Here is an 18826-nt window from a genome sequence, read left to right on the forward strand (position 1 = left end):
GGTCCTAGAGAAACCCCATCATCGCAGGTCACAAGGCACTTCTTCGTTCCCCGAGAAACTGTCCACAGACATCAAGCCGGTGGATCCAGGCTCAGGGGCACCTGGAAAGAACTTCCAGTCAGCAGCCCGAGAGCGCTCGACGCCGAAACCTGAACCGAGCCCCTGTGGGCATCACACGTCCCCTTCGAGATGGCGGGCGCGGTGCGCGCGTACCTTCTGACGGTTTCCGCACCGCTCCATCGCGCACCAACGCCGCTTGCCGGGACGCGAGGTGTCGACGAACAGCAACAGGCAGTTGTGGGCGCCGCATTCGCGGATTCGGTGGGCGTACGGCCCGGTGAAGAGCTCCACCGCATCGCGGGCGACGGTCGACAGGAGTGCGCTGCCGGTGGCCCCGGGCGCCCACTCCCTGCCGGACCCGGCGGCAATACGGGGCACGAGCGGCGGAGCGGCGGCCACGGCGTTCACGACCTCGATGTCCGCCGGGTCCGCCGCCTGTCCGTGCGCCAGGGCCGTGGTCAACCGCCAGAGTGCGGCGCGGAGTTCATGAGCGCGGGCCAGTTCACCATCGCTCACCGCGAGATCCGCGAGATCCAGTCCGGACGCCAACCGGCTCTCCCCCGCCCACCGCACCAGATCGGCGGGCGTGTGCAGCACCTCGTACCGCGTATATGTGCTGTGCCCGCCGGTGGGCAGCAGCTCCAGGCACAGGGCGCCGGGATCGAAGCGGTACGGGCGCCCCTGCGAGGTGTGAAGGACCAGTCCCGGCGCGCCCGTTGCCGACTCACTCATGTAACCACTATAAACGGTTTCCATGACTCTCCACTGGAAGCTCGTCGTCGACGCCACCGACCCGCACGCCCAGGCCGACTTCTGGGCCGAGACCCTCGGCTATCTGGTGGAGGACAACAGCGCACTGATCGAGCGACTGCTGGCCCTCGAAGCCGTACCGGAGGCGGCGACGGTCGAGGCGCACGGCCGCCGGGCCTTTCGGGACCTCGCGGCGGTACGGCACCCGGACGATCCGTACGAGGAGGAGAGCGGCACGGGTTTCGGGCGCCGGCTGCTGTTCCAGCGCGTACCGGAGCCGAAGACGGGCAAGAACCGGCTCCATCTGGACGTGCACGCGGGCCCGGAGCAGCGCGACGCCGAGGCGGCGCGGCTGGAGGGGCTCGGCGCGACGAGGTTGCGCAAGGTGGAGGAACCGGGGGGTACGTGGTGGCTGCTGGCCGATCCGGAGGGCAACGAGTTCTGCGTGCAGTAACGCAGCCGGGGCGTTCCGTTGCCTGCGGGAGCCCTGCACGGGCTGCGCCGCAGGCTGGAGAGCGCCATCGCAAACGCCGGAGCTTCTCTCTCGGACGTCTCCTTGGTGGTGAACTGCCACCTCCACTTCGACCTCTGCGGGGGCAACAGATTGCTGGGTGGCAAGCCGATCCTGGTGCAGGACGTGGAGCTGGCCGCCGCGCGTCAAGGCGACTACACCGTCGACGCGCTCGTCGACTTCCCCGGTGCAACATACAAGGAGATCTCTGGAGAAGCAGAGGTCTGGCCGGGAGTATGGATCACCCAACCCCTGGCCACACCGACGGTCATCAGTCGCTGGTAGTCCGGCAAAGCGACGGCACCGTCATTGGTCGAACAAATCCGCCGGTTTGGGGAGGTTCCGTGCTGCTGGCCGGGCCATTCGGACCGTTCCTTGGCAGTGAGCGGAAGTGAGTCCGCGCACTGGCGCGCCCCGAACGGTCTTGGGCGCACTGGTCGTCCGCTTTCACCTCCGGGCGGCGACACGGATCCTGTCCGTGGTCCGGTCCCGGAAGGGCGGAGTCCCTCACGACCTGGCCAGATGGGTGCGGTCAGTGGCGACGGGGAGGCCCTGAACCATCTCGCTGGTGGAGCAGGGGCCCCGCACGCCGGCACCGCACCCGGTGTCCCAGCTCGCCCAGTCAGGCTAGCCCGACCAACCCGGCCCACCCCAAGCCCATCAACCGACCGTCACACGATCGAGCTAAACGACCTCGCGCATACTCCCAGCCAAGCAGCTGCCAACCCCCTGGATTCCTTAGAAGCGTACGTCTAATGACTACAGGACACGCGCCGAGGCACGGTCGGCCACGGCAACTCGCTCGCTCTGCGTAGTTCCTGTGCGTATGCCCCTGCCGGGGTGTCCGCCGCACCCCGAACCCCGACCGTCCGCGCAGGTCAGGGCCGTACGCCCGGAAGCGGATCTCCCTAGGGTTGTGGCATGCCCACCCCACCCATATATGCCCTCGTCGCCACGGACCTGGACGGCACGCTGCTGCGCCGCGACGACACCGTGAGCCCCCGCTCCCGCGCCGCACTCGCCCGGGCCGCCGCGGCAGGAGCGCGGCACATCGTGGTCACCGGACGGCCCGTGCCCGGCATACGGGACCTGCTCGCGCGGCTGGAATACCGGGGTCCGGTGGTCTGCGGGCAGGGCGCGCAGCTGTACGACGCCGGGGCCGGGCAGATCATTCGCGCGGCGACCCTGGACCGGGACCTGGCCGACACCGCGCTCGGCAAGATCGAGGCCCAGGTCGGGCCGGTCTTCGCGGCCGTGGACCAGGACGGAACCGACGGGCGGACTCTGATCGAGCCGGGGTACCTGATGCCCCACCCCGCATTGCCCGCCGTACGGGTCGGCCACCGCGAGGAACTATGGGCGGCGCCGATCATCAAGGTCCTCGTCCGCCACCCCGACCTGACGGACGACGCACTCGCGGACGCGGCCCGCGCGGTTGTCGGCGACCTGGCGACCGTCACCCTGTCCGGCCCCGGCACCGTCGAACTCCAGCCGTACGGCGTCGACAAGGGCACCGGGCTGGCCCTGGCCGCCGAGACCCTGGGGGTGGATCCGGCGGCCACGATCGCCTTCGGCGACATGCCCAACGACCTGCCGATGTTCCGCCGGTCCGGGCACGGCGTCGCGATGGCCAACGCCCACCCCGAGCTGAAGGCGGCAGCGGACGAGGTGACGCTGACGAACGAGGGGAACGGGGTCGCGGTGGTGCTGGAGCGGCTGTTCGACTGATCCCGGCCGTGCGCATGCTCCCGTCCGTGCGCATGCTCCCGGCGGCGCCCATGCTCCCGGGCGCCCCGTTCCTGCTCGGCAGCAGCCGTACCGACGGCAACACCGAGGAGCTCGCCCGGCTCGCCGCCGAGCAGCTGCCGCCCGGGACCGAGCAGCGCTGGCTGAACCTGAACGAGCTGACACTCCCCGACTTCGAGGACCTGCGGCACGAGGGCGACGGCGGCTACCGCGCGCCCACCGGGAACGCCGCCACCCTGCTGGACGCGACGCTCGTCGCCCGTCGCGATCGCTCGCTGCGGCGCAGGGAACTCGACGAGGTGATCATTCGGTGAGCATGGGCGTGTTTGACCTGACCCTTGTTGACAGTCCGTCGTCAAAAGTCGAACAATGTTCAGGCGGAAACGGAACGTGCCGTGTCGTGCCGTTCCAGCTGTTCGCACCGTTCGTGCCGTACGTGCCACGACGAGCCGATCGGGGGACGGCTCGCCCGGCCGACGGCGCGGGCGGACCCGGCGAAAGCCCGCCCGCTCAGGCCGTGATGTCCTTCGCCGTGAAGCGCGCCCAGGCCGCCGAGCCGAACACCGCCGCGTACATCCCCTGCAGCCCCAGGTTCTTGACGATCTCGTCCCAGTAGACGGGATCGCGCAGCAGGTCCGCGAAGGACATCCAGTAGTGCGGGAAGAGATACGGATGGATGCCGCTCAACTGCGGGATCGTGTCCAGGATCTGTACGGTGATCAGCACCCCGACCGTCGCGGCCATCGCCGCGATCCCGCTGCCGGCGAGCGTCGAGACGAACAGCCCGAGCGCCGCGAACCCGATGAGTGACGCCGCCACCGTCACCGCGATCAGGCCGGCCCGCAGCAGCCCCTCGCCGACGCCGATCCGGGTCCCGGAGATCGTCGTGACCTCCCCGACCGGGAAGAGCAGCGCCCCGACGGCGAGCGCCGATATCGCCACGACGAGGGTCGCGGTCAGGCAGAACGCGAGGGTGGCGGTGTACTTGGTGAGCAGCAGCCGGGTCCGGCCCGCGGGTGCGACCAGCAGATAGCGCAGGGTGCCCGCACTGGCCTCGCCAGCGATCGCGTCGCCCGCGACGACGCCGACGGTCAGCGGCAGGAAGACCGGAAGCGTCACCGCGAGGGCTGCGAACACCAGGAACAGGCCGTTGTTGGTCACCTGGGAGAGGAACGCCGGTCCCCCGGCGGGCGAGCCGTCGCTCGTCTGGATCCTCACCGCGATCCCGATCAGTACGGGGACGGCGGCCAGCACCCCGAGCAGCGCGAGCGTGCGCCCGCGGCGCAGGGTCGTGGCCAGTTCGGAGCGGAGGATCCCGAACGTCCACAGCGGGTTGCGGGAGCGGCCCGCCCGTACGGGTGCGACTTCAGCCTGCGACATCGAAACCCTCTCCGGTGAGTGCGACGAAGGCGTCCTCCAGCGAGGCCCGCTCGACGCCGAAGGACCGTACGCGTACACCGCCGTGGACCAGCGCCCCGCTCAGGTCGGCGAGCTCGACCTCGCGCGGCGGGGGTTCGGCGGTGACCCGGTCGCCGTCGACGGTGACGCCGGTGACGCCGTGTTCCTTGAGGATACGGGCGGCGTCGGCGGGGTCGGGGGTGGTGACGGCGAGCCGGCCGCGGGTGCCGGCCGCGAGGTCGGCGACCGGCCCCTGGGTGATCAGCCGCCCCCGGGCCATGACCGCGGCGTGCGTGCAGACCTGTTCGATCTCGTCGAGGAGGTGGGAGGAGAGGAAGACGGTGGTACCGTCCGCCGCCAGTTCCCGGACCAGGGTGCGGATCTCGCGCATGCCCTGCGGGTCGAGTCCGTTGGTCGGCTCGTCCAGGACGAGGAGGCGGCGCGGCTGCAGCAGGGCGGCGGCGAGCCCGAGGCGCTGCTTCATGCCCAGCGAGTACGCCTTCGCCTTCTTGCCCGCCGCGGCGGCGAGCCCCACCCGGTCCAGGGCGGCGGCGACCCGGGCGTGGCGGGTGCGCGGATCGGCGGTCGGGTCGGCGGAGTCGTACCGTACGAGGTTGTCCCGGCCGGTCAGGAACGCGTACAGCGCGGGTCCTTCGATCAGCGTTCCGACCTGCGGGAGTACGGTGCGGGCAGCGCCCGGCATGGGGTCGCCGAGGATCCGGGCGGTGCCGGACGTCGGGGCGATCAGCCCCATCAGCATCCGGATCGTGGTGGTCTTCCCGGAGCCGTTGGGCCCGAGGAAGCCGAAGACGCTGCCTTCGGGGACGCTGAGGTCGAGTCCGTCGACAGCGAGTTGGCCGCCGCGGTACCGCTTGGTGAGACCCCGGGTCTCGATCACGGCCGTTCCGGTCCGGGGCACCACCAAGGACTCGGTCACGGCACCGGGCTCTGTCATGCGCAACTCCCCCATGGTTCGGGTAACGGAACGCCCCGCCGTACGGAGGGTACGGCGGGGCGGTGGTGCGGTGGTGCGGTGCGGGAAGGACGGGGACGTCAGTTGGCGGCGCTGTCGGCTGCCTTGACGAGCGCGTCCTTGGTGACCGCACCGACGTAGACCTTGCCGTCGTCCGTCATCAGGGCGTTGACCAGGCGGGTCTTGAAGACCGTTCCGGAGCCGAACTTTCCGGTGACCTTGTCGCCGAACGAGTCCAGGAACTGCTGGGCTGCGGGCGGAACATCCGCGTTCTTCTCCGCAGTGGGGAGTCCCTTGGCGCCCGGTGACTCGATCGCGTAGATCGCGCCCCAGCCCTCGCCGATGACCTTCGCGCCCTCGCCGCCGGCGAACCCGTCCAGGCCGGTCAGGCCCTCCGGCCCCTTCTCGACGTTCTTCTCCGCCTGCTTCTCCGCCTGCTTCTCCGCCTTCGCCTCGTCCGCCTCGGTCACCTTGGTGCCCTTGGGCGGGGTGAACGTGAACGAGGACGCTGCGGGCCTCGCGAAGTCGACGCTGGTGAACCCGGCGTCGATCACCGCCTTGCCGCCGCCGCTCGGGGAGAGGGTGAACTTCAGCGGTACGCCGTTCTTCGCGTCGACCGCGACGGTGATCGCGCCGATCGTCGAGCCACCCTGCTTGGGCTTGATGACCAGCCTGTACGCATCACGCCCGGCGACCTGCGCCGTGCCGTCGACCGTGACGGAGGTGGTGGAGTCCGCCGCCTTCAGCGCCTGCTCGGCCAGCGCCCTCGGTGTGGTCGGCACGCCCTCCGGGGTGGTGTGCCCCTCGTGCTTCTCGGCGTCCGGGGCCTTGTCGGTGGTCGCGTGGTACGCCTCGTCGGACTTGCTGTCGTATGCCCAGAGCTGGTCCCCGTTGCGGATCACGCTGTACTCGGCGGCGCTGTCCAGAATGGAGACGCGCTGCTTGTCGGGGCCGTCGGCGGCCACCCGCAGCGTGTGCGTGCCGGAGGCGAGCTCCGTCAGCCTGTCCTTCGGGGCGGCGCTCGAACCGCCCTGCTCGCCGCCGGCGCTCCGGGCGAACGACTCGGCCAGGCCGCCCAGCGACGGGATGCCGAGGTCGGTGCTGACCCGCACCGTGCCGGAGAGCTGCTGGGTGTCCGAGGCCGCGATCTTCTCGATGAGCTGCTGTGCGCTGATCTTCGGCAGCTCGGGGTCACCGGAGTCCGCGAGCGCCGGGACCAGACCGATCGTCGCGGCCGCCACCCCCGCCACCGCGACCGGGACAACGTAGCGGGCCGCCTTTCTGCGGGCGGCCGTGGTGCTCGTGACGCTGCCGGTCGTCTCTGCGCTGTCGTTCGGTGCCATGTGTGCCCTACCTCCGTGGTCGGCGGCTTCCGTCCGGATGCACTCGTCCACTCCATGCCGCCGTTCTCACCCGATGTGGTCAGGAGTGGTTGTTCTCCATCTGACCAAAATCACCGGACGGAATCATCAGCCTGCGGACGCAACTGCGCATACCTCTTCGGTATGACACAACACGGTCGTCCCTCCCCCCGACCCGTAGGGGTCGGACCGGCGAACGCCGCCGGGGCTTCCGCACGAAAGGCCCTAGCCCGCGCGGTGCACCACGGCGTCGCACAGCTCTTCCAGTGCGGCCTTCGCGTAGCACTCGGGAAGCGGCTTCAAGGCCGCCCGTGCCTCCTCCGCGTACCGGACGGTGTCGCGCCGGGCCTGCTCCAGCGCCGGGTGCGCCCGCAGCCGGCAGAGCGCCTCGGCCAGCCGGTCGTCGTCACTCAGGTCGCCGTCCAGCAGCTCAAGGAGATCCAGGTCGTCCGGCTTGCCGCCGGCCGCCGCCTGCGCCCGCAGGTGCAGGACAGGAAGCGTCGGGATTCCTTCGCGCAGATCGGTGCCGGGGGTCTTGCCGGACTCGTGGCTGTCGGAGGCGATGTCGAGCACGTCGTCGGCGAGTTGGAAGGCGACGCCGAGCCGTTCCCCGTACTGGGTGAGGATGTCCACGGCGAACTCGTCGGCGCCGGCCATCATCGCGCCGAACCGGCAGGCCACGGCGATCAGCGAGCCGGTCTTGCCGCGCATCACGTCGAGGTAGTGGTCGACCGGGTCGCGGCCGTCGCGCGGGCCCGCGGTCTCCAGGATCTGTCCGGTGACCAGGCGTTCGAACGCCTCGGCCTGGATGCGTACTGCCTCCGGGCCGAGGTCGGCCAGGATGTGCGAGGCGCGCGCGAAGAGGAAGTCGCCGGTCAGCACGGCCACCGAGTTGCCCCAGCGGGTGTTGGCGCTGTCGACGCCGCGGCGTACGTCCGCCTCGTCCATCACGTCGTCGTGGTAGAGCGTCGCGAGATGCGTCAGCTCGACGACCACGGCGGACGGCACGACACCCGGCGCGTCCGCGTCGCCGAACTGGGACGCCAGCATCGCCAGCAACGGCCGGAAACGCTTGCCCCCGGCCCGTACGAGATGCTGCGCGGCCTCTGTGATGAACGGGACGTCGCTCTTGGTGGCATCCAGCAGCCCCGCCTCGACAGCGGCCAAACCGGTCTGGACATCGGCCTCAAGAGCCTGGTCCCGCACGCTCAGTCCGAACGGCCCGACGACGGTCACGAGGGGATCTCCTGTCTGCTGACGATCACACGGAATGTCGATGTGTCGCTGTCATCACTCAAGTCAGCGTATCCGGTCCCGTTTGGATCACCGTGGGCGCCTTCCCGCCGCCGCCGGTATGTTCGTGATCAGCTCATACGATCAGGAGTAGCCCCTTTGTCCCACAGCACTGCCGTCCGCGATCCGACAGAGCCGCCATCCGCCGATGACCACGTCTTTTTCGGCCGGCCACGGGGCTGATGACCCTGTCCGGCCCAGCGGTCCGGGAGCGGTTCTCGTTCCTCGGCACGCAGGCCGTCCCGGTCCTCCATTTCGCCGGCACGGCGGTGAACCGCCACCGTGGCGAACGGCACCGTGACGCCGGCCGGTGTGGCCGGCATCGCGGCCGGCCCCTGGCTCAGGCGCACCATGCACCCCGTCCACTGAAATACCGCCATGCACATCCGGACCAGGTTCCCGTACGGCACCTCCCATGAAAACGTCCGCATCCCGCTGCCGGACGGCACACTGCTGTACGCGCGGATCTGGCGGCCGGTCACCGACGGCCCCGTGCCGGCGCTTCTGGAGTACCTGCCGTACCGGCTGAGCGACTGGACGGCGCCGCGCGACTGGCAGCGCCACCCCTGGTACGCCGGCCACGGCTACACCTCCGTACGCGTGGGCGTCCGCGGGCACGGCAACAGCGAGGGGATGCCGGGCGACGAGTACGACGCGACCGAGCTCGCCGACGGGGTCGCCGTCATCCACTGGCTGGCCGAGCAGAAGTGGTGCTCGGGCCGGGTCGGCATGTTCGGCATCTCCTGGGGCGGCTTCAACTCGCTCCAGATCGCCGCGCTCGCCCCGGAGCCGCTGAAGGCGATCGTCACCGTCTGAGATCATGCGGGACGTGTGCCGGGACTTCGAGGCGGAACCCAAGGAGTTCAACGGCCAACGCGACCACGTGCACTACCGCCCAAGGTCGCCGTGTCCAAGCCCGTCAACAGCCTCAAGTGCTCCGCCCGCCACCTGCGACGCGAACACACCGAGATCATGAACCGGACCATCATGCACGGACACCTGTGGTCGCCGTCCCACTTCTCCGCCTCCTGCGGCGGCGCTCCACTCGCGGCCATCCGCCAGTACATCGTGCAGCAACAACGTCCGCTCCGATCTGCGGGTCAGAGCAACCCAGAGATGCGTTTCATCCCCGGCCTGAAGGCCGAGGCTTTCACGCAACATGATCGGTAACGTGTCCCCCAAGCGACCTGGAAAGCGAGGCAGCAACAGATGCCCGAGCAGAGCAGCCCGCTCGATCTGGCCGAGGGCGACCCCTTCGGTCCGCACAACCTTCCGTACGGGGTGTTCTCCACCCACGACCACCCCGAGGACCGCCGGGTCGGCGTCCGCATCGGCAACCACGTGCTGGACGCCGGAGCCGCGGCGCACGCGCTCGGCTCGCCCTACGCCCAGCTTCTCGCCCAGCCGGACCTGACCGCGCTGCTGTCGGCGGGCCGCACGGCGTGGCGGGACGTCCGGCGGGCGTTGACCGCGTGGGTGACGGTCCCGGCGCACCGCCCGGACATCGAGCCGCTGCTGCACCCGGTCGGGTCGGTGACGCTCCATATGCCGTACGCGGTCGCGGACTACGTCGACTTCTACGCCAGCGAGAACCACGCCACCAACGTCGGAAAGATCTTCCGGCCGGATGGCGTCGCACTGACGCCGAACTGGAAGCACCTCCCGATCGGTTACCACGGCCGGTCCGGCACCGTCGTCGTCTCCGGCACGGATGTGGTGCGCCCCTCCGGCCAGCGCAAGGCGCCCTCCGACGCCGCCCCGGTCTTCGGCCCCTCGGTCAAGCTGGACATCGAGGCCGAGGTCGGCTTCGTGGTGGGTGTCCCCTCGGAGCAGGGGCGGCCGGTCGCGCTCGGCGAGTTCCGCGACCATGTTTTCGGTCTCTCGCTGCTCAACGACTGGTCGGCGCGGGACATCCAGGCGTGGGAGTACGTCCCCCTGGGCCCGTTCCTCGGCAAATCCTTCGCCACGTCCGTATCGGCGTGGGTGACGCCGCTCGAAGCCCTGGAAGCTGCCCGGATCGCCCCGCCCGCCCGGGACTTCCCGCTGCTCCCCTACCTCGACGACACGGGCGAGGAGGAGCCCGGCGGCCTCGACCTGCGGATCGCGGTCGCGATCAACGGGCAGCTGGTCGCCGAGCCGCCGTTCGCCACCATGTACTGGACGGCGGCCCAGATGCTGGCCCACATGACGGTGAACGGCGCCTCGCTGCGCACCGGCGACCTGTACGGCTCCGGCACGGTCAGCGGCGCCGAGCCCGGACAGCGCGGCTCGCTCCTGGAACTCACCTGGAACGGCAGCGAACCCCTGGAACTCCCCGAGGGCAAGCGGACCTTCCTGGAGGACGGCGACACGGTGACGATGACCGCCTGGGCGCCGGGACCGGACGGCACACGGATCGGTCTCGGTGAGGTGACGGGGCGGATCGTGCCCACGCCATGACGCCGCCCGCGCTCACTCTCCCCGAGGAGCTTCTGCTGCTGGCGCTGGACCCACGCCGCGGAAAGGGGGCGGCGGGGGCGGCGGGGGTGTGACGGTCAGCGACGTGTGAGGCGTTCACACGTTCGGGGGAGCCTCACCGGGTTCCCGGCGGATACGCTGGAAAGTCCCGCGAGACTCCGACGCATGGGAGCACTGATGAGCGTCGAACCCGAGGCCCCCGAGCCGCGGTGGGCGGTTCCGCCCGTGGGCGGCTGGACCGCCGATGACCTGGACCGGCTTCCGAATCTGCCTCCGCACACGGAGCTGATCGACGGGAGCCTGGTTTTCGTGAGTCCGCAGACCCTCTTTCATACGCGAGCGGTCAGCTTCTTCGAGTGGCAGCTGCAGTCGCTGGTGCCCCCCGAGCTGGAGGTCGTGCGCGAGTTCACCATCGACATCGACCGCTACAACCGGCCCGAACCCGATGTGATCGTCGTCGACGGCGAGATCGTCCAGGACCCGGACCAGACCCGTTTCCCCGCCGAGTCGGTGCAGCTGGCGATCGAGGTCGTGTCTCCGGAGTCGCGGTCGCGGGACCGGGAGACCAAGCCGGTGAAGTACGCCCGGGTCAAGATCCCGCACTTCTGGCGGGTGGAGAACCAGGGCGGCCGAGCCGTGGTCTACGTCTTCGAGCTGGAGCCGGCCACCGGCGCCTACACCTCCACCGGCATCTTCCACGACCGGATGAAGGTCTCCGTGCCCTTTCCGGTCGACCTCGATCTCACCGCGATCACCGCCCGGCGCCGGGCGGCCGACCCCGAGTAGTCGGGCCCCGCCGCCCGGCCCGGCACTCACTCGTACTCGGGCGGTTCCTCGTCCCAGCCGAACTCCGGGTCTGCGTCCGGGGCCACCGGCGGTCCCGGAACCGGGGCCGGAACCGGGGCCGATTCCGGAACGTGGTGCGGGTCCGGAACCGGGGCCGGGTCCGGAACGTGGTGCGGGTCCGGAACCGGGGCCGGGTCCGGAACGTGGTGCGGGTCCGGAACGTGGTGCGGGTCCGGTGCGGGTCCCGCGTCCGGCGCCTCGGGCCCTGCGTCCCCGAACGACCCCAGCACCTCCAGCACCCCTTCCCCGTACGTCGCCAGCTTCTTCTCGCCGAAACCGCCGACGCCGCCCAGCTCGACCAGGGAAGCCGGCCGCACCGTCGCGATCTCGCGCAGCGTCGCGTCGTGGAAGATGACGTACGCCGGGACGCCCTGGTCCTTCGCCCGGGTGCCGCGCCAGGCCCGCAGCGCCTCGAAGACCGGTACGGCCTCCGGGGCCAGTTCGGCGACGGCCGCCGAGGTCTTCGCCTTGCGTTCGCCCTTCGAGGAGCGCGACGCGGGCTTCGCCGCCTCCTTGCGCAGCCGTACCTCGCGCTCGCGGCCGAGCACCGAGCCGCTGTCCTCCGTCAGCACCAGCGTGCCGTACTCGCCCTCGACCTCCAGCAGGCCCTGGGCCAGCAACTGCCGGACCACGCCCCGCCATTCCGCCTCGGACAGCTCCTCGCCGATGCCGAAGACCGACAGCTGGTCGTGGTCGAACTGGATGACCTTCGCGGTCTTGCGGCCCAGCAGGATGTCGATGATCTGGCCGGCGCCGAACTTCTGGCGGCGCTCACGCTTCAGCCGGACCACGGTGGACAGCAGCTTCTGCGCGGCCACCGTGCCGTCCCAGGTCTCGGGCGGGGTGAGGCAGGTGTCGCAGTTGCCGCAGGCCGCGGTCTGCGGCTCCTGGCCGAAGTACGTGAGCAGCCGGGCGCGGCGGCAGTCGGCGGTTTCGCACAGGGCGAGCATCGCGTCGAGGTGGGCGGCCGCGCGGCGGCGGAACGCCTCGTCGCCGTCGCCGCCCTGGATCATCTTGCGCTGCTGGACGACGTCCTGGAGGCCGTACGCCATCCAGGCCGTGGACGGCAGCCCGTCGCGGCCCGCGCGGCCGGTCTCCTGGTAGTAGCCCTCGACCGACTTCGGCAGGTCGAGGTGGGCGACGAACCGTACGTCCGGCTTGTCGATGCCCATGCCGAACGCGATCGTCGCCACGACGACCAGACCGTCCTCGCGCAGGAACCGCGCCTGGTGGCGCGCACGCGTCCCGGCATCCAGACCCGCGTGGTACGGAACCGCCTCGATGCCGTTGCGGCAGAGATACTCGGCGGTCTTCTCCGTCGAGTTGCGCGACAGGCAGTAGACGATGCCGACGTCCCCGGCGTGCTCCTCCTTCAGGAAGGAGAGCAGCTGCTTCTTCGGGTCGGACTTCGGCACGATCCGGTACTGGATGTTGGGCCGGTCGAAGCTGGCGACGAATTGCTTCGCGTCGGGCATGCCCAGACGCTGGGTGATCTCCTGGTGCGTGGCGTTCGTCGCCGTGGCCGTCAGGGCGATCCGGGGCACGTCGGGCCAGCGCTCGCCGAGCACGGACAGGGCCAGATAGTCCGGCCGGAAGTCGTGGCCCCACTGGGCGACGCAGTGCGCCTCGTCGATGGCGAAGACGGAGATCTTTCCGCGGGCGAGCAGCTGGAGGGTGGAGTCCAGGCGGAGCCGCTCCGGCGCCAGGTACAGCAGGTCGAGCTCACCGGCGAGGAATTCCGCTTCCATGACCCGGCGCTCGTCGAAGTCCTGCGTGGAGTTGATGAACCCGGCGCGCACACCGAGCGCCCGCAGCGCGTCGACCTGGTCCTGCATGAGCGCGATCAGCGGTGAGACGACGATGCCCGTACCGGGTCTGACCAGGGCCGGGATCTGGTAGCAGAGGGACTTTCCGCCACCGGTGGGCATGAGGACGACGGCGTCACCGCCCGCCACCACGTGGTCGACGACCGCTTCCTGTTCGCCGCGGAACGTCTCGTACCCGAACACCCGGTGCAGCGTCTGCTGCGCTTCGGTCTCGGCGCTCTCGGTCACATCCATGGTCCCGCCCGTCCCGCTCATCGCTCTGTCCCCCGGGGTCCGTCCCGTTCTGTCCTGCGCCGTCCCCTGCCACGATAAGCGCCGCCGGTGACAACGCCCGCCACGCTTGACAGACCACACTGCCTGCCGGTCCCGGAAAAGCCGATCGCCGGCCGGGCTCGGAATCGAGCCCGCCCGGCGATCGGGAGCAGAACGGCAACCGGGACACCGGTCGGCCGCTCCGCGTCACCTCACGAACACTCCCGCCTGGCTCGCCAGGTCGAGGAAGTACTGCGGGGCCAGGCCCAGCACCAGCGTGACGGCGACGCCGACCGCGATCGTCGTCATCGTCAGCGGGGACGGGACGGCGACCGTCGGGCCGTCCGCCTTCGGCTCGCTGAAGAACATGAGCACGATGACCCGGATGTAGAAGAACGCGGCAATGGCGGACGAAATCACACCGACCACGACCAGGCCGCCCGCGCCGCCCTCCGCCGCCGCCTTGAAGACCGCGAACTTTCCGGCGAAGCCGGAGGTCAGCGGGATACCGGCGAAGGCCAGCAGATACACCGCGAAGACCGCGGCAACCAACGGCGAGCGCCGGCCCAGCCCGGCCCACTTCGACAGGTGGGTCGCCTCGCCACCCGCGTCGCGCACCAGCGTGACGACGGCGAATGCGCCGACCGTCACGAAGGAGTACGCGCCCAGGTAGAAGAGCACCGAGGAGATGCCGCTGGGGGTCGTCGCGATGACACCGGCGAGGATGAAGCCGGCGTGCGCGATGGACGAGTAGGCCAGCAGCCGCTTGATGTCGGTCTGGGTGATGGCGACGATCGCACCGCCCAGCATCGTGACGATCGCGACGGCCCACAGGACCGGCCGCCAGTCCCAGCTGAGGCCCGGCAGCACCACGTACAGCAGGCGCAGCAGCGCACCGAACGCGGCGACCTTCGTGGCCGCGGCCATGAAGCCGGTGACCGGGGTCGGGGCGCCCTGATAGACGTCCGGGGTCCACATGTGGAACGGGACGGCGCCGACCTTGAAGAGCAGCCCGGTCAGGATCATCGCGCCGCCGATCAGCAGCAGCACGTCGTTGCCCATGGTGTCGGCGAGCGCCGGGTCGATCTGGGTGACGGAGCCGTCGACCACGTTGGCGATGGCCGCGTACGAGACGGAGCCCGCGTACCCGTACAGCAGGGCGATCCCGAAGAGCAGGAACGCCGACGAGAAGGCGCCGAGCAGGAAGTACTTCACCGCCGCCTCCTGCGACATCAGCCGCTTGCGGCGGGCGACGGCGCACAGCAGGTAGAGCGGGAGGGAGAAGACTTCCAGGGCCACGAAGAGCGTCAGCAGATCGTTGGCCGCCGGGAAGACCAGCATGCCCGCCACCGAGAAGAGGAGCAGCGGGAAGACCTCGGTGGTGGTGAAGCCCGCCTTGACCGCGGCCTGCTCGCTCTCGCTGCCGGGCACCGAGGCGGCCTGTGCGGCGAACGAGTCGACGCGGTTGCCGTGCGACTCGGGGTCGAGCCGCCGCTCGGCGAAGGTGAAGACGGCGACCAGCGACGTCAGCAGGATGGTGCCCTGCAGGAACAGGGCGGGTCCGTCGACGGCGATGGCACCCATCGCGGCGATGTGCGCCTTCGTCGTGCCGTACCCACCGGCCGCGAGGCCGATGACCGCGGCGAACGCGGCGGCGAGGGCGATGACGGTCAGGAAGACCTGTGTGTAGTAGCGGGCCCGGCGCGGCACGAAGGCCTCGACGAGTACGCCGACGACGGCGACACCGATCACAATGAGGACCGGGGTCAGCTGGGCGTACTCGATGACCGGCGCCTTGAACTTCTCGTCCGGGGCGGCCGCTGTCACCCCGCCCGCCATTGTCCACAGGCTGTGGACAGCTGTTGCGCTCACTTGGCGGCCTCCACCTCAGGCTGGGGGTCCTTCTTGTGTACGTCCGACATGGTGTGCTGCACCGCCGGGTTGACGATCTCCGTGAGCGGCTTCGGATAGACGCCCAGGAAGATCAGCAGCGCGATGAGCGGGAGGACCACCACCAGCTCCCGGACCTTCAGGTCGGGCATGCCCCGGACCTCGGCCTTCACCGGGCCGGTCATCGTCCGCTGGTAGAGGACGAGGACATAGAGCGCGGCGAGCACGATGCCGGTGGTGGCGATGATGCCGGCCGCCGGGTATGCACTGAACGTGCCGACCAGGACCAGGAATTCGCTGACGAACGGGGAGAGGCCGGGGAGCGACAGGGTGGCGAGCCCGCCGATCAGGAACGTGCCGGCCAGCACCGGCGCCACCTTCTGCACCCCGCCGTAGTCGGCGATGAGCCGCGAACCGCGCCGGGTGATCAGGAAGCCGGCCACCAGCATCAGCGCTGCCGTCGAGATGCCGTGGTTGACCATGTAGAGCGTGGCGCCCGACTGGCCCTGGCTGGTCATCGCGAAGATGCCCAGGATGATGAAGCCGAAGTGCGAGATCGACGCGTAGGCGATCAGGCGCTTGATGTCGCGCTGGCCGACGGCGAGCAGCGCCCCGTACACGATGCTGATCAGCGCGAGGACCAGGATCACCGGCGTCGCCCACTTGCTGGCCTCCGGGAACAGCTGGAGGCAGAAGCGGAGCATCGCGAAGGTGCCGACCTTGTCGACGACCGCGGTGATCAGGACGGCGACCGGGGAGGTCGCCTCGCCCATGGCGTTGGGCAGCCAGGTGTGCAGCGGCCAGAGCGGGGCCTTCACCGCAAAGGCGAAGAAGAACCCGAGGAACAGCCAGCGTTCGGTGCCGGTCGCCATGGAGAGCGAGCCGCCCGCGCGGGCCTCGGCGATCTCGGAGAGCGAGAAGGTGCCCGCGACAACGTACAGGCCGATGACGGCGGCCAGCATGATGAGCCCGCCGACCAGGTTGTAGAGGAGGAACTTGACCGCGGCGTACGAGCGTTGCGCCGCGGCGTTCTCGTCGCTGCCGGAGTGTGCCCGGTCCCCGAAGCCGCCGATGAGGAAGTACATCGGGATGAGCATGGCTTCGAAGAGGATGTAGAAGACGAAGACGTCGGTGGCCTCGAAGGAGAGGATCACCATCGCTTCGACCATCAGGATCAGGGCGAAGAAGCCCTGGGTGGGACGCCAGCGCGAGGACTTCGTCTCCAGGGGATCGGCGTCGTTCCAGCCGGCCAGGATGACGAACGGGATCAGCAGGGCGGTGAGCGCCAGGAGCGCCACCCCGATGCCGTCCACACCCAGTTCGTATCGGACGCCGAAGTCCTTGATCCAGGCGTGCGATTCGGTGAGCTGGTAGCGGGCGCCGCCGGGCTCGAAGCGGGCAAGCACGATGCCCGCCAGCACGAGGGTGGCCAGCGAGAAGAGCAGCGCCAGCCATTTGGCGGCGGTGCGCCGGGCGGCCGGGACGGCGGCGGTGGCGATCGCGCCGATCGCCGGGAGCGCCGCCGTCGCTGTCAGGAGGGGAAAGGACATGGTGATCAGACCGCCCTCATCAGCAGGGTCGCGGCGATGACGATCGCCGTACCGCCGAACATCGAGACCGCGTAGGAGCGGGCGTAGCCGTTCTGCAGCTTGCGCAGCCGGCTGGAGAGCCCGCCCATCGATGCGGCCGTGCCGTTGACCACGCCGTCGACCAGGGTGTGGTCGACGTACACCAGGGAGCGGGTGAGGTGCTCGCCGCCGCGGACCAGGACCACGTGGTTGAAGTCGTCCTGGAGGAGATCACGGCGGGCGGCCCGGGTGAGCAGCGAGCCGCGCGGGGCGACCACCGGGACCGGTCCGCGCCCGTACATCGCCCAGGCGATGGCGACGCCGATGACGAGCACCACCATGGTGGCGGCGGTGACCGTCATGGCGCTGACGGGGGAGTCTCCGTGAGTGTGTCCGGTGACCGGCTCCAGCCAGTTCAGGAAGCGGTCGCCGATGGAGAAGAACCCTCCGGCGAAGACCGAACCGAACGCCAGGACGATCATGGGGATGGTCATCGACTTCGGGGACTCGTGCGGGTGCGGATCGTGGCCCTCGGCGTCGGGCTGCCAGCGCTTCTCGCCGAAGAACGTCAGCAGCATCACGCGCGTCATGTAGAACGCGGTGATCGCGGCGCCCAGCAGCGTGACGGCGCCGAGGATCCAGCCCTCGGTGCCGCCCTTGGCGAACGCCGCCTCGATGATCTTGTCCTTGGAGAAGAAGCCGGAAAGTCCGGGGAAGCCGATGATCGCCAGATAGCCGAGGCCGAAGGTGATGAAGGTGACCGGCATGTACGTCCGCAGGCCGCCGAACTTCCGCATGTCGACCTCGTCGTTCATGCCGTGCATGACCGAACCGGCGCCGAGGAAGAGCCCGGCCTTGAAGAAACCGTGCGTCACCAGGTGCATGATCGCGAAGACATAGCCGATCGGGCCGAGCCCGGCGGCCAGGATCATGTAGCCGATCTGCGACATCGTCGACCCGGCGAGGGCCTTCTTGATGTCGTCCTTCGCGCAACCGACGATCGCACCGAACAGGAGCGTGACGCCACCGACGACCACGACGACCACCTGCGCGTCCGGGGCTGCGTTGAAGATCGCGCCGGAACGGACGATCAGGTAGACGCCCGCGGTCACCATGGTGGCGGCGTGGATGAGGGCCGAGACCGGGGTCGGGCCCTCCATCGCGTCACCGAGCCAGGACTGCAGCGGCACCTGGGCCGACTTGCCGCAGGCGGCGAGCAGCAGCATCAGGCCGATCGCCGTCAGCTTGCCCTCGCCGGTCTCCCCGGTCGAGGCCAGGACAGGGCCGAAGGCGAACGTGCCGAACGTGGTGAACATCAGCATGATCGCGATCGACAGGCCCATGTCGCCGACCCGGTTGACCAGGAACGCCTTCTTGGCGGCGGTGGCCGCGCTGGGCTTGTGCTGCCAGAAGCCGATCAGCAGGTACGACGCCAGACCGACGCCCTCCCACCCGACGTACAGCAGCAGGTAGTTGTCGGCGATGACCAGCAGGAGCATCGCGGCGAGGAACAGGTTCAGATAGCCGAAGAAACGGCGCCGGCGCTCGTCGTGCTCCATGTAGCCGATCGAGTAGATGTGGATCAGGGTGCCCACACCGGTGATCAGCAGCACGAACGTCATCGACAACTGGTCGAGCTGGAAGGCCACATCGGCCTGGAAGCCCTCGACCGGGATCCAGCTGAACAGCTTCTGGTGCATCGCCCGGTCCTTGACGCCCTCTCCGAGCATGTCGAGGAAGAGCACCGCGCCGATGACGAACGACGCGGCGGCGAGCAGGGTGCCGAGCCAGTGGCCGGAGCGGTCCAGTCGTCGGCCGCCGCAGAGCAGCACGGCCGCTCCGAGCAGGGGCGCCGCGACGAGCAGCGCAATGAGGTTGTCCACGATTCAGCGTCC

General features: G+C 69.9%; 14 protein-coding genes and 3 pseudogenes. 8 read left to right on the forward strand and 9 right to left on the reverse strand.

What is annotated here, in order from left to right; genetic code table 11:
• Window positions 1–171: 171 nt before the first annotated feature.
• Window positions 172–792 (reverse strand): CGNR zinc finger domain-containing protein, encoded by a 621-nt coding sequence (locus tag ACWD6R_RS00005; RefSeq protein ID WP_451816566.1) that lies wholly within the window; start codon window positions 790–792, stop codon window positions 172–174.
• A 22-nt stretch (window positions 793–814) separates the two neighbouring features.
• Here ACWD6R_RS00005 and ACWD6R_RS00010 point away from each other — a divergent pair, with 22 nt between their 5' ends.
• From ACWD6R_RS00010 to ACWD6R_RS00025, 4 genes and pseudogenes are all read left to right on the forward strand, one after another.
• Complete coding sequence (locus ACWD6R_RS00010; RefSeq protein WP_451816567.1) at window positions 815–1264, forward strand: VOC family protein; 450 nt, start codon at window positions 815–817, stop codon at window positions 1262–1264.
• 45 nt (window positions 1265–1309) lie between these two features.
• Window positions 1310–1632 (forward strand): annotated as a pseudogene (locus ACWD6R_RS00015) (MBL fold metallo-hydrolase); the annotation flags it as partial.
• A gap of 610 nt (window positions 1633–2242) precedes the next feature.
• Entirely contained in the window at window positions 2243–3049 is an 807-nt protein-coding gene (locus tag ACWD6R_RS00020; protein WP_451816568.1) for an HAD family hydrolase, read from the forward strand.
• A gap of 26 nt (window positions 3050–3075) precedes the next feature.
• On the forward strand, window positions 3076–3381 hold the full coding sequence (locus tag ACWD6R_RS00025; RefSeq protein WP_451816569.1) for a hypothetical protein: 306 nt from the start codon (window positions 3076–3078) through the stop codon (window positions 3379–3381).
• Between the two features lie 196 nt (window positions 3382–3577).
• Here the strand turns inward: ACWD6R_RS00025 and ACWD6R_RS00030 are convergent, their stop codons facing one another.
• The 4 genes from ACWD6R_RS00030 to ACWD6R_RS00045 form a co-directional block, all read right to left on the reverse strand.
• A complete protein-coding gene (locus tag ACWD6R_RS00030) occupies window positions 3578–4447 on the reverse strand; it encodes an ABC transporter permease (RefSeq protein WP_451816570.1) in 870 nt (289 codons plus the stop codon).
• Window positions 4434–5420, reverse strand: coding sequence for an ATP-binding cassette domain-containing protein (locus ACWD6R_RS00035; protein WP_451816571.1), 987 nt, complete (start codon window positions 5418–5420; stop codon window positions 4434–4436). Before ACWD6R_RS00035 ends, ACWD6R_RS00030 begins: the two co-directional genes overlap by 14 nt.
• Before the next feature lie 98 nt (window positions 5421–5518).
• Entirely contained in the window at window positions 5519–6781 is a 1263-nt protein-coding gene (locus ACWD6R_RS00040) for a LolA family protein (RefSeq protein WP_451816572.1), read from the reverse strand.
• A 243-nt stretch (window positions 6782–7024) separates the two neighbouring features.
• Window positions 7025–8035, reverse strand: a complete 1011-nt coding sequence (locus tag ACWD6R_RS00045; RefSeq protein WP_451816573.1) for a polyprenyl synthetase family protein — start codon at window positions 8033–8035, stop codon at window positions 7025–7027.
• Between the two features lie 435 nt (window positions 8036–8470).
• On the opposite strand from ACWD6R_RS00045, the pseudogene ACWD6R_RS00050 reads away from it, so the two are divergent.
• The 4 genes and pseudogenes from ACWD6R_RS00050 to ACWD6R_RS00065 form a co-directional block, all read left to right on the forward strand.
• Window positions 8471–8905: pseudogene (locus ACWD6R_RS00050) on the forward strand (CocE/NonD family hydrolase); the annotation flags it as partial.
• Window positions 8906–8921: 16 nt separating this feature from the next.
• Window positions 8922–9178, forward strand: a pseudogene (tnpA, locus tag ACWD6R_RS00055) (IS200/IS605 family transposase); the annotation flags it as partial.
• 123 nt (window positions 9179–9301) lie between these two features.
• The gene (gene fahA / locus ACWD6R_RS00060) at window positions 9302–10531 is read left to right on the forward strand and encodes a fumarylacetoacetase (RefSeq protein ID WP_451816574.1); all 1230 of its coding nucleotides are present in this window, start codon (window positions 9302–9304) and stop codon (window positions 10529–10531) included.
• Window positions 10532–10726: 195 nt separating this feature from the next.
• Window positions 10727–11335 (forward strand): Uma2 family endonuclease, encoded by a 609-nt coding sequence (locus ACWD6R_RS00065; protein WP_451816575.1) that lies wholly within the window; start codon window positions 10727–10729, stop codon window positions 11333–11335.
• Between the two features lie 26 nt (window positions 11336–11361).
• Here the strand turns inward: ACWD6R_RS00065 and recQ are convergent, their stop codons facing one another.
• The 4 genes from recQ to nuoL form a co-directional block, all read right to left on the reverse strand.
• The gene (gene recQ / locus ACWD6R_RS00070; protein ID WP_451816576.1) at window positions 11362–13476 is read right to left on the reverse strand and encodes a DNA helicase RecQ; all 2115 of its coding nucleotides are present in this window, start codon (window positions 13474–13476) and stop codon (window positions 11362–11364) included.
• Window positions 13477–13680: 204 nt separating this feature from the next.
• Window positions 13681–15345 carry an NADH-quinone oxidoreductase subunit NuoN gene (gene nuoN, locus ACWD6R_RS00075; protein ID WP_451816577.1) on the reverse strand — a complete coding sequence of 555 codons (1665 nt, stop codon included), beginning with the start codon at window positions 15343–15345 and terminating at the stop codon, window positions 13681–13683.
• The gene (locus tag ACWD6R_RS00080) at window positions 15342–16913 is read right to left on the reverse strand and encodes an NADH-quinone oxidoreductase subunit M (protein ID WP_451816578.1); all 1572 of its coding nucleotides are present in this window, start codon (window positions 16911–16913) and stop codon (window positions 15342–15344) included. Before ACWD6R_RS00080 ends, nuoN begins: the two co-directional genes overlap by 4 nt.
• A 5-nt stretch (window positions 16914–16918) precedes the next feature.
• Complete coding sequence (gene nuoL, locus ACWD6R_RS00085; protein ID WP_451816579.1) at window positions 16919–18814, reverse strand: NADH-quinone oxidoreductase subunit L; 1896 nt, start codon at window positions 18812–18814, stop codon at window positions 16919–16921.
• Between the last annotated feature and the right edge of the window lie 12 nt (window positions 18815–18826).

The organism is Streptomyces sp. NPDC005151, from assembly GCF_053599875.1.

What these genes read in the sequence shown, in the direction of transcription:
- ACWD6R_RS00005 (WP_451816566.1), bottom strand. Translation starts at nt 792, where the DNA reads ATGAGTGAGTCGGCAACGGGCGCGCCGGGACTGGTCCTTCACACCTCG.
- ACWD6R_RS00010 (WP_451816567.1), top strand. Translation starts at nt 815, where the DNA reads ATGACTCTCCACTGGAAGCTCGTCGTCGACGCCACCGACCCGCACGCC.
- ACWD6R_RS00020 (WP_451816568.1), top strand. Translation starts at nt 2,243, where the DNA reads ATGCCCACCCCACCCATATATGCCCTCGTCGCCACGGACCTGGACGGC.
- ACWD6R_RS00030 (WP_451816570.1), bottom strand. Translation starts at nt 4,447, where the DNA reads ATGTCGCAGGCTGAAGTCGCACCCGTACGGGCGGGCCGCTCCCGCAAC.
- ACWD6R_RS00035 (WP_451816571.1), bottom strand. Translation starts at nt 5,420, where the DNA reads ATGACAGAGCCCGGTGCCGTGACCGAGTCCTTGGTGGTGCCCCGGACC.
- ACWD6R_RS00040 (WP_451816572.1), bottom strand. Translation starts at nt 6,781, where the DNA reads ATGGCACCGAACGACAGCGCAGAGACGACCGGCAGCGTCACGAGCACC.
- fahA (WP_451816574.1), top strand. Translation starts at nt 9,302, where the DNA reads ATGCCCGAGCAGAGCAGCCCGCTCGATCTGGCCGAGGGCGACCCCTTC.
- ACWD6R_RS00065 (WP_451816575.1), top strand. Translation starts at nt 10,727, where the DNA reads ATGAGCGTCGAACCCGAGGCCCCCGAGCCGCGGTGGGCGGTTCCGCCC.
- recQ (WP_451816576.1), bottom strand. Translation starts at nt 13,476, where the DNA reads ATGAGCGGGACGGGCGGGACCATGGATGTGACCGAGAGCGCCGAGACC.
- ACWD6R_RS00080 (WP_451816578.1), bottom strand. Translation starts at nt 16,913, where the DNA reads ATGTCCTTTCCCCTCCTGACAGCGACGGCGGCGCTCCCGGCGATCGGC.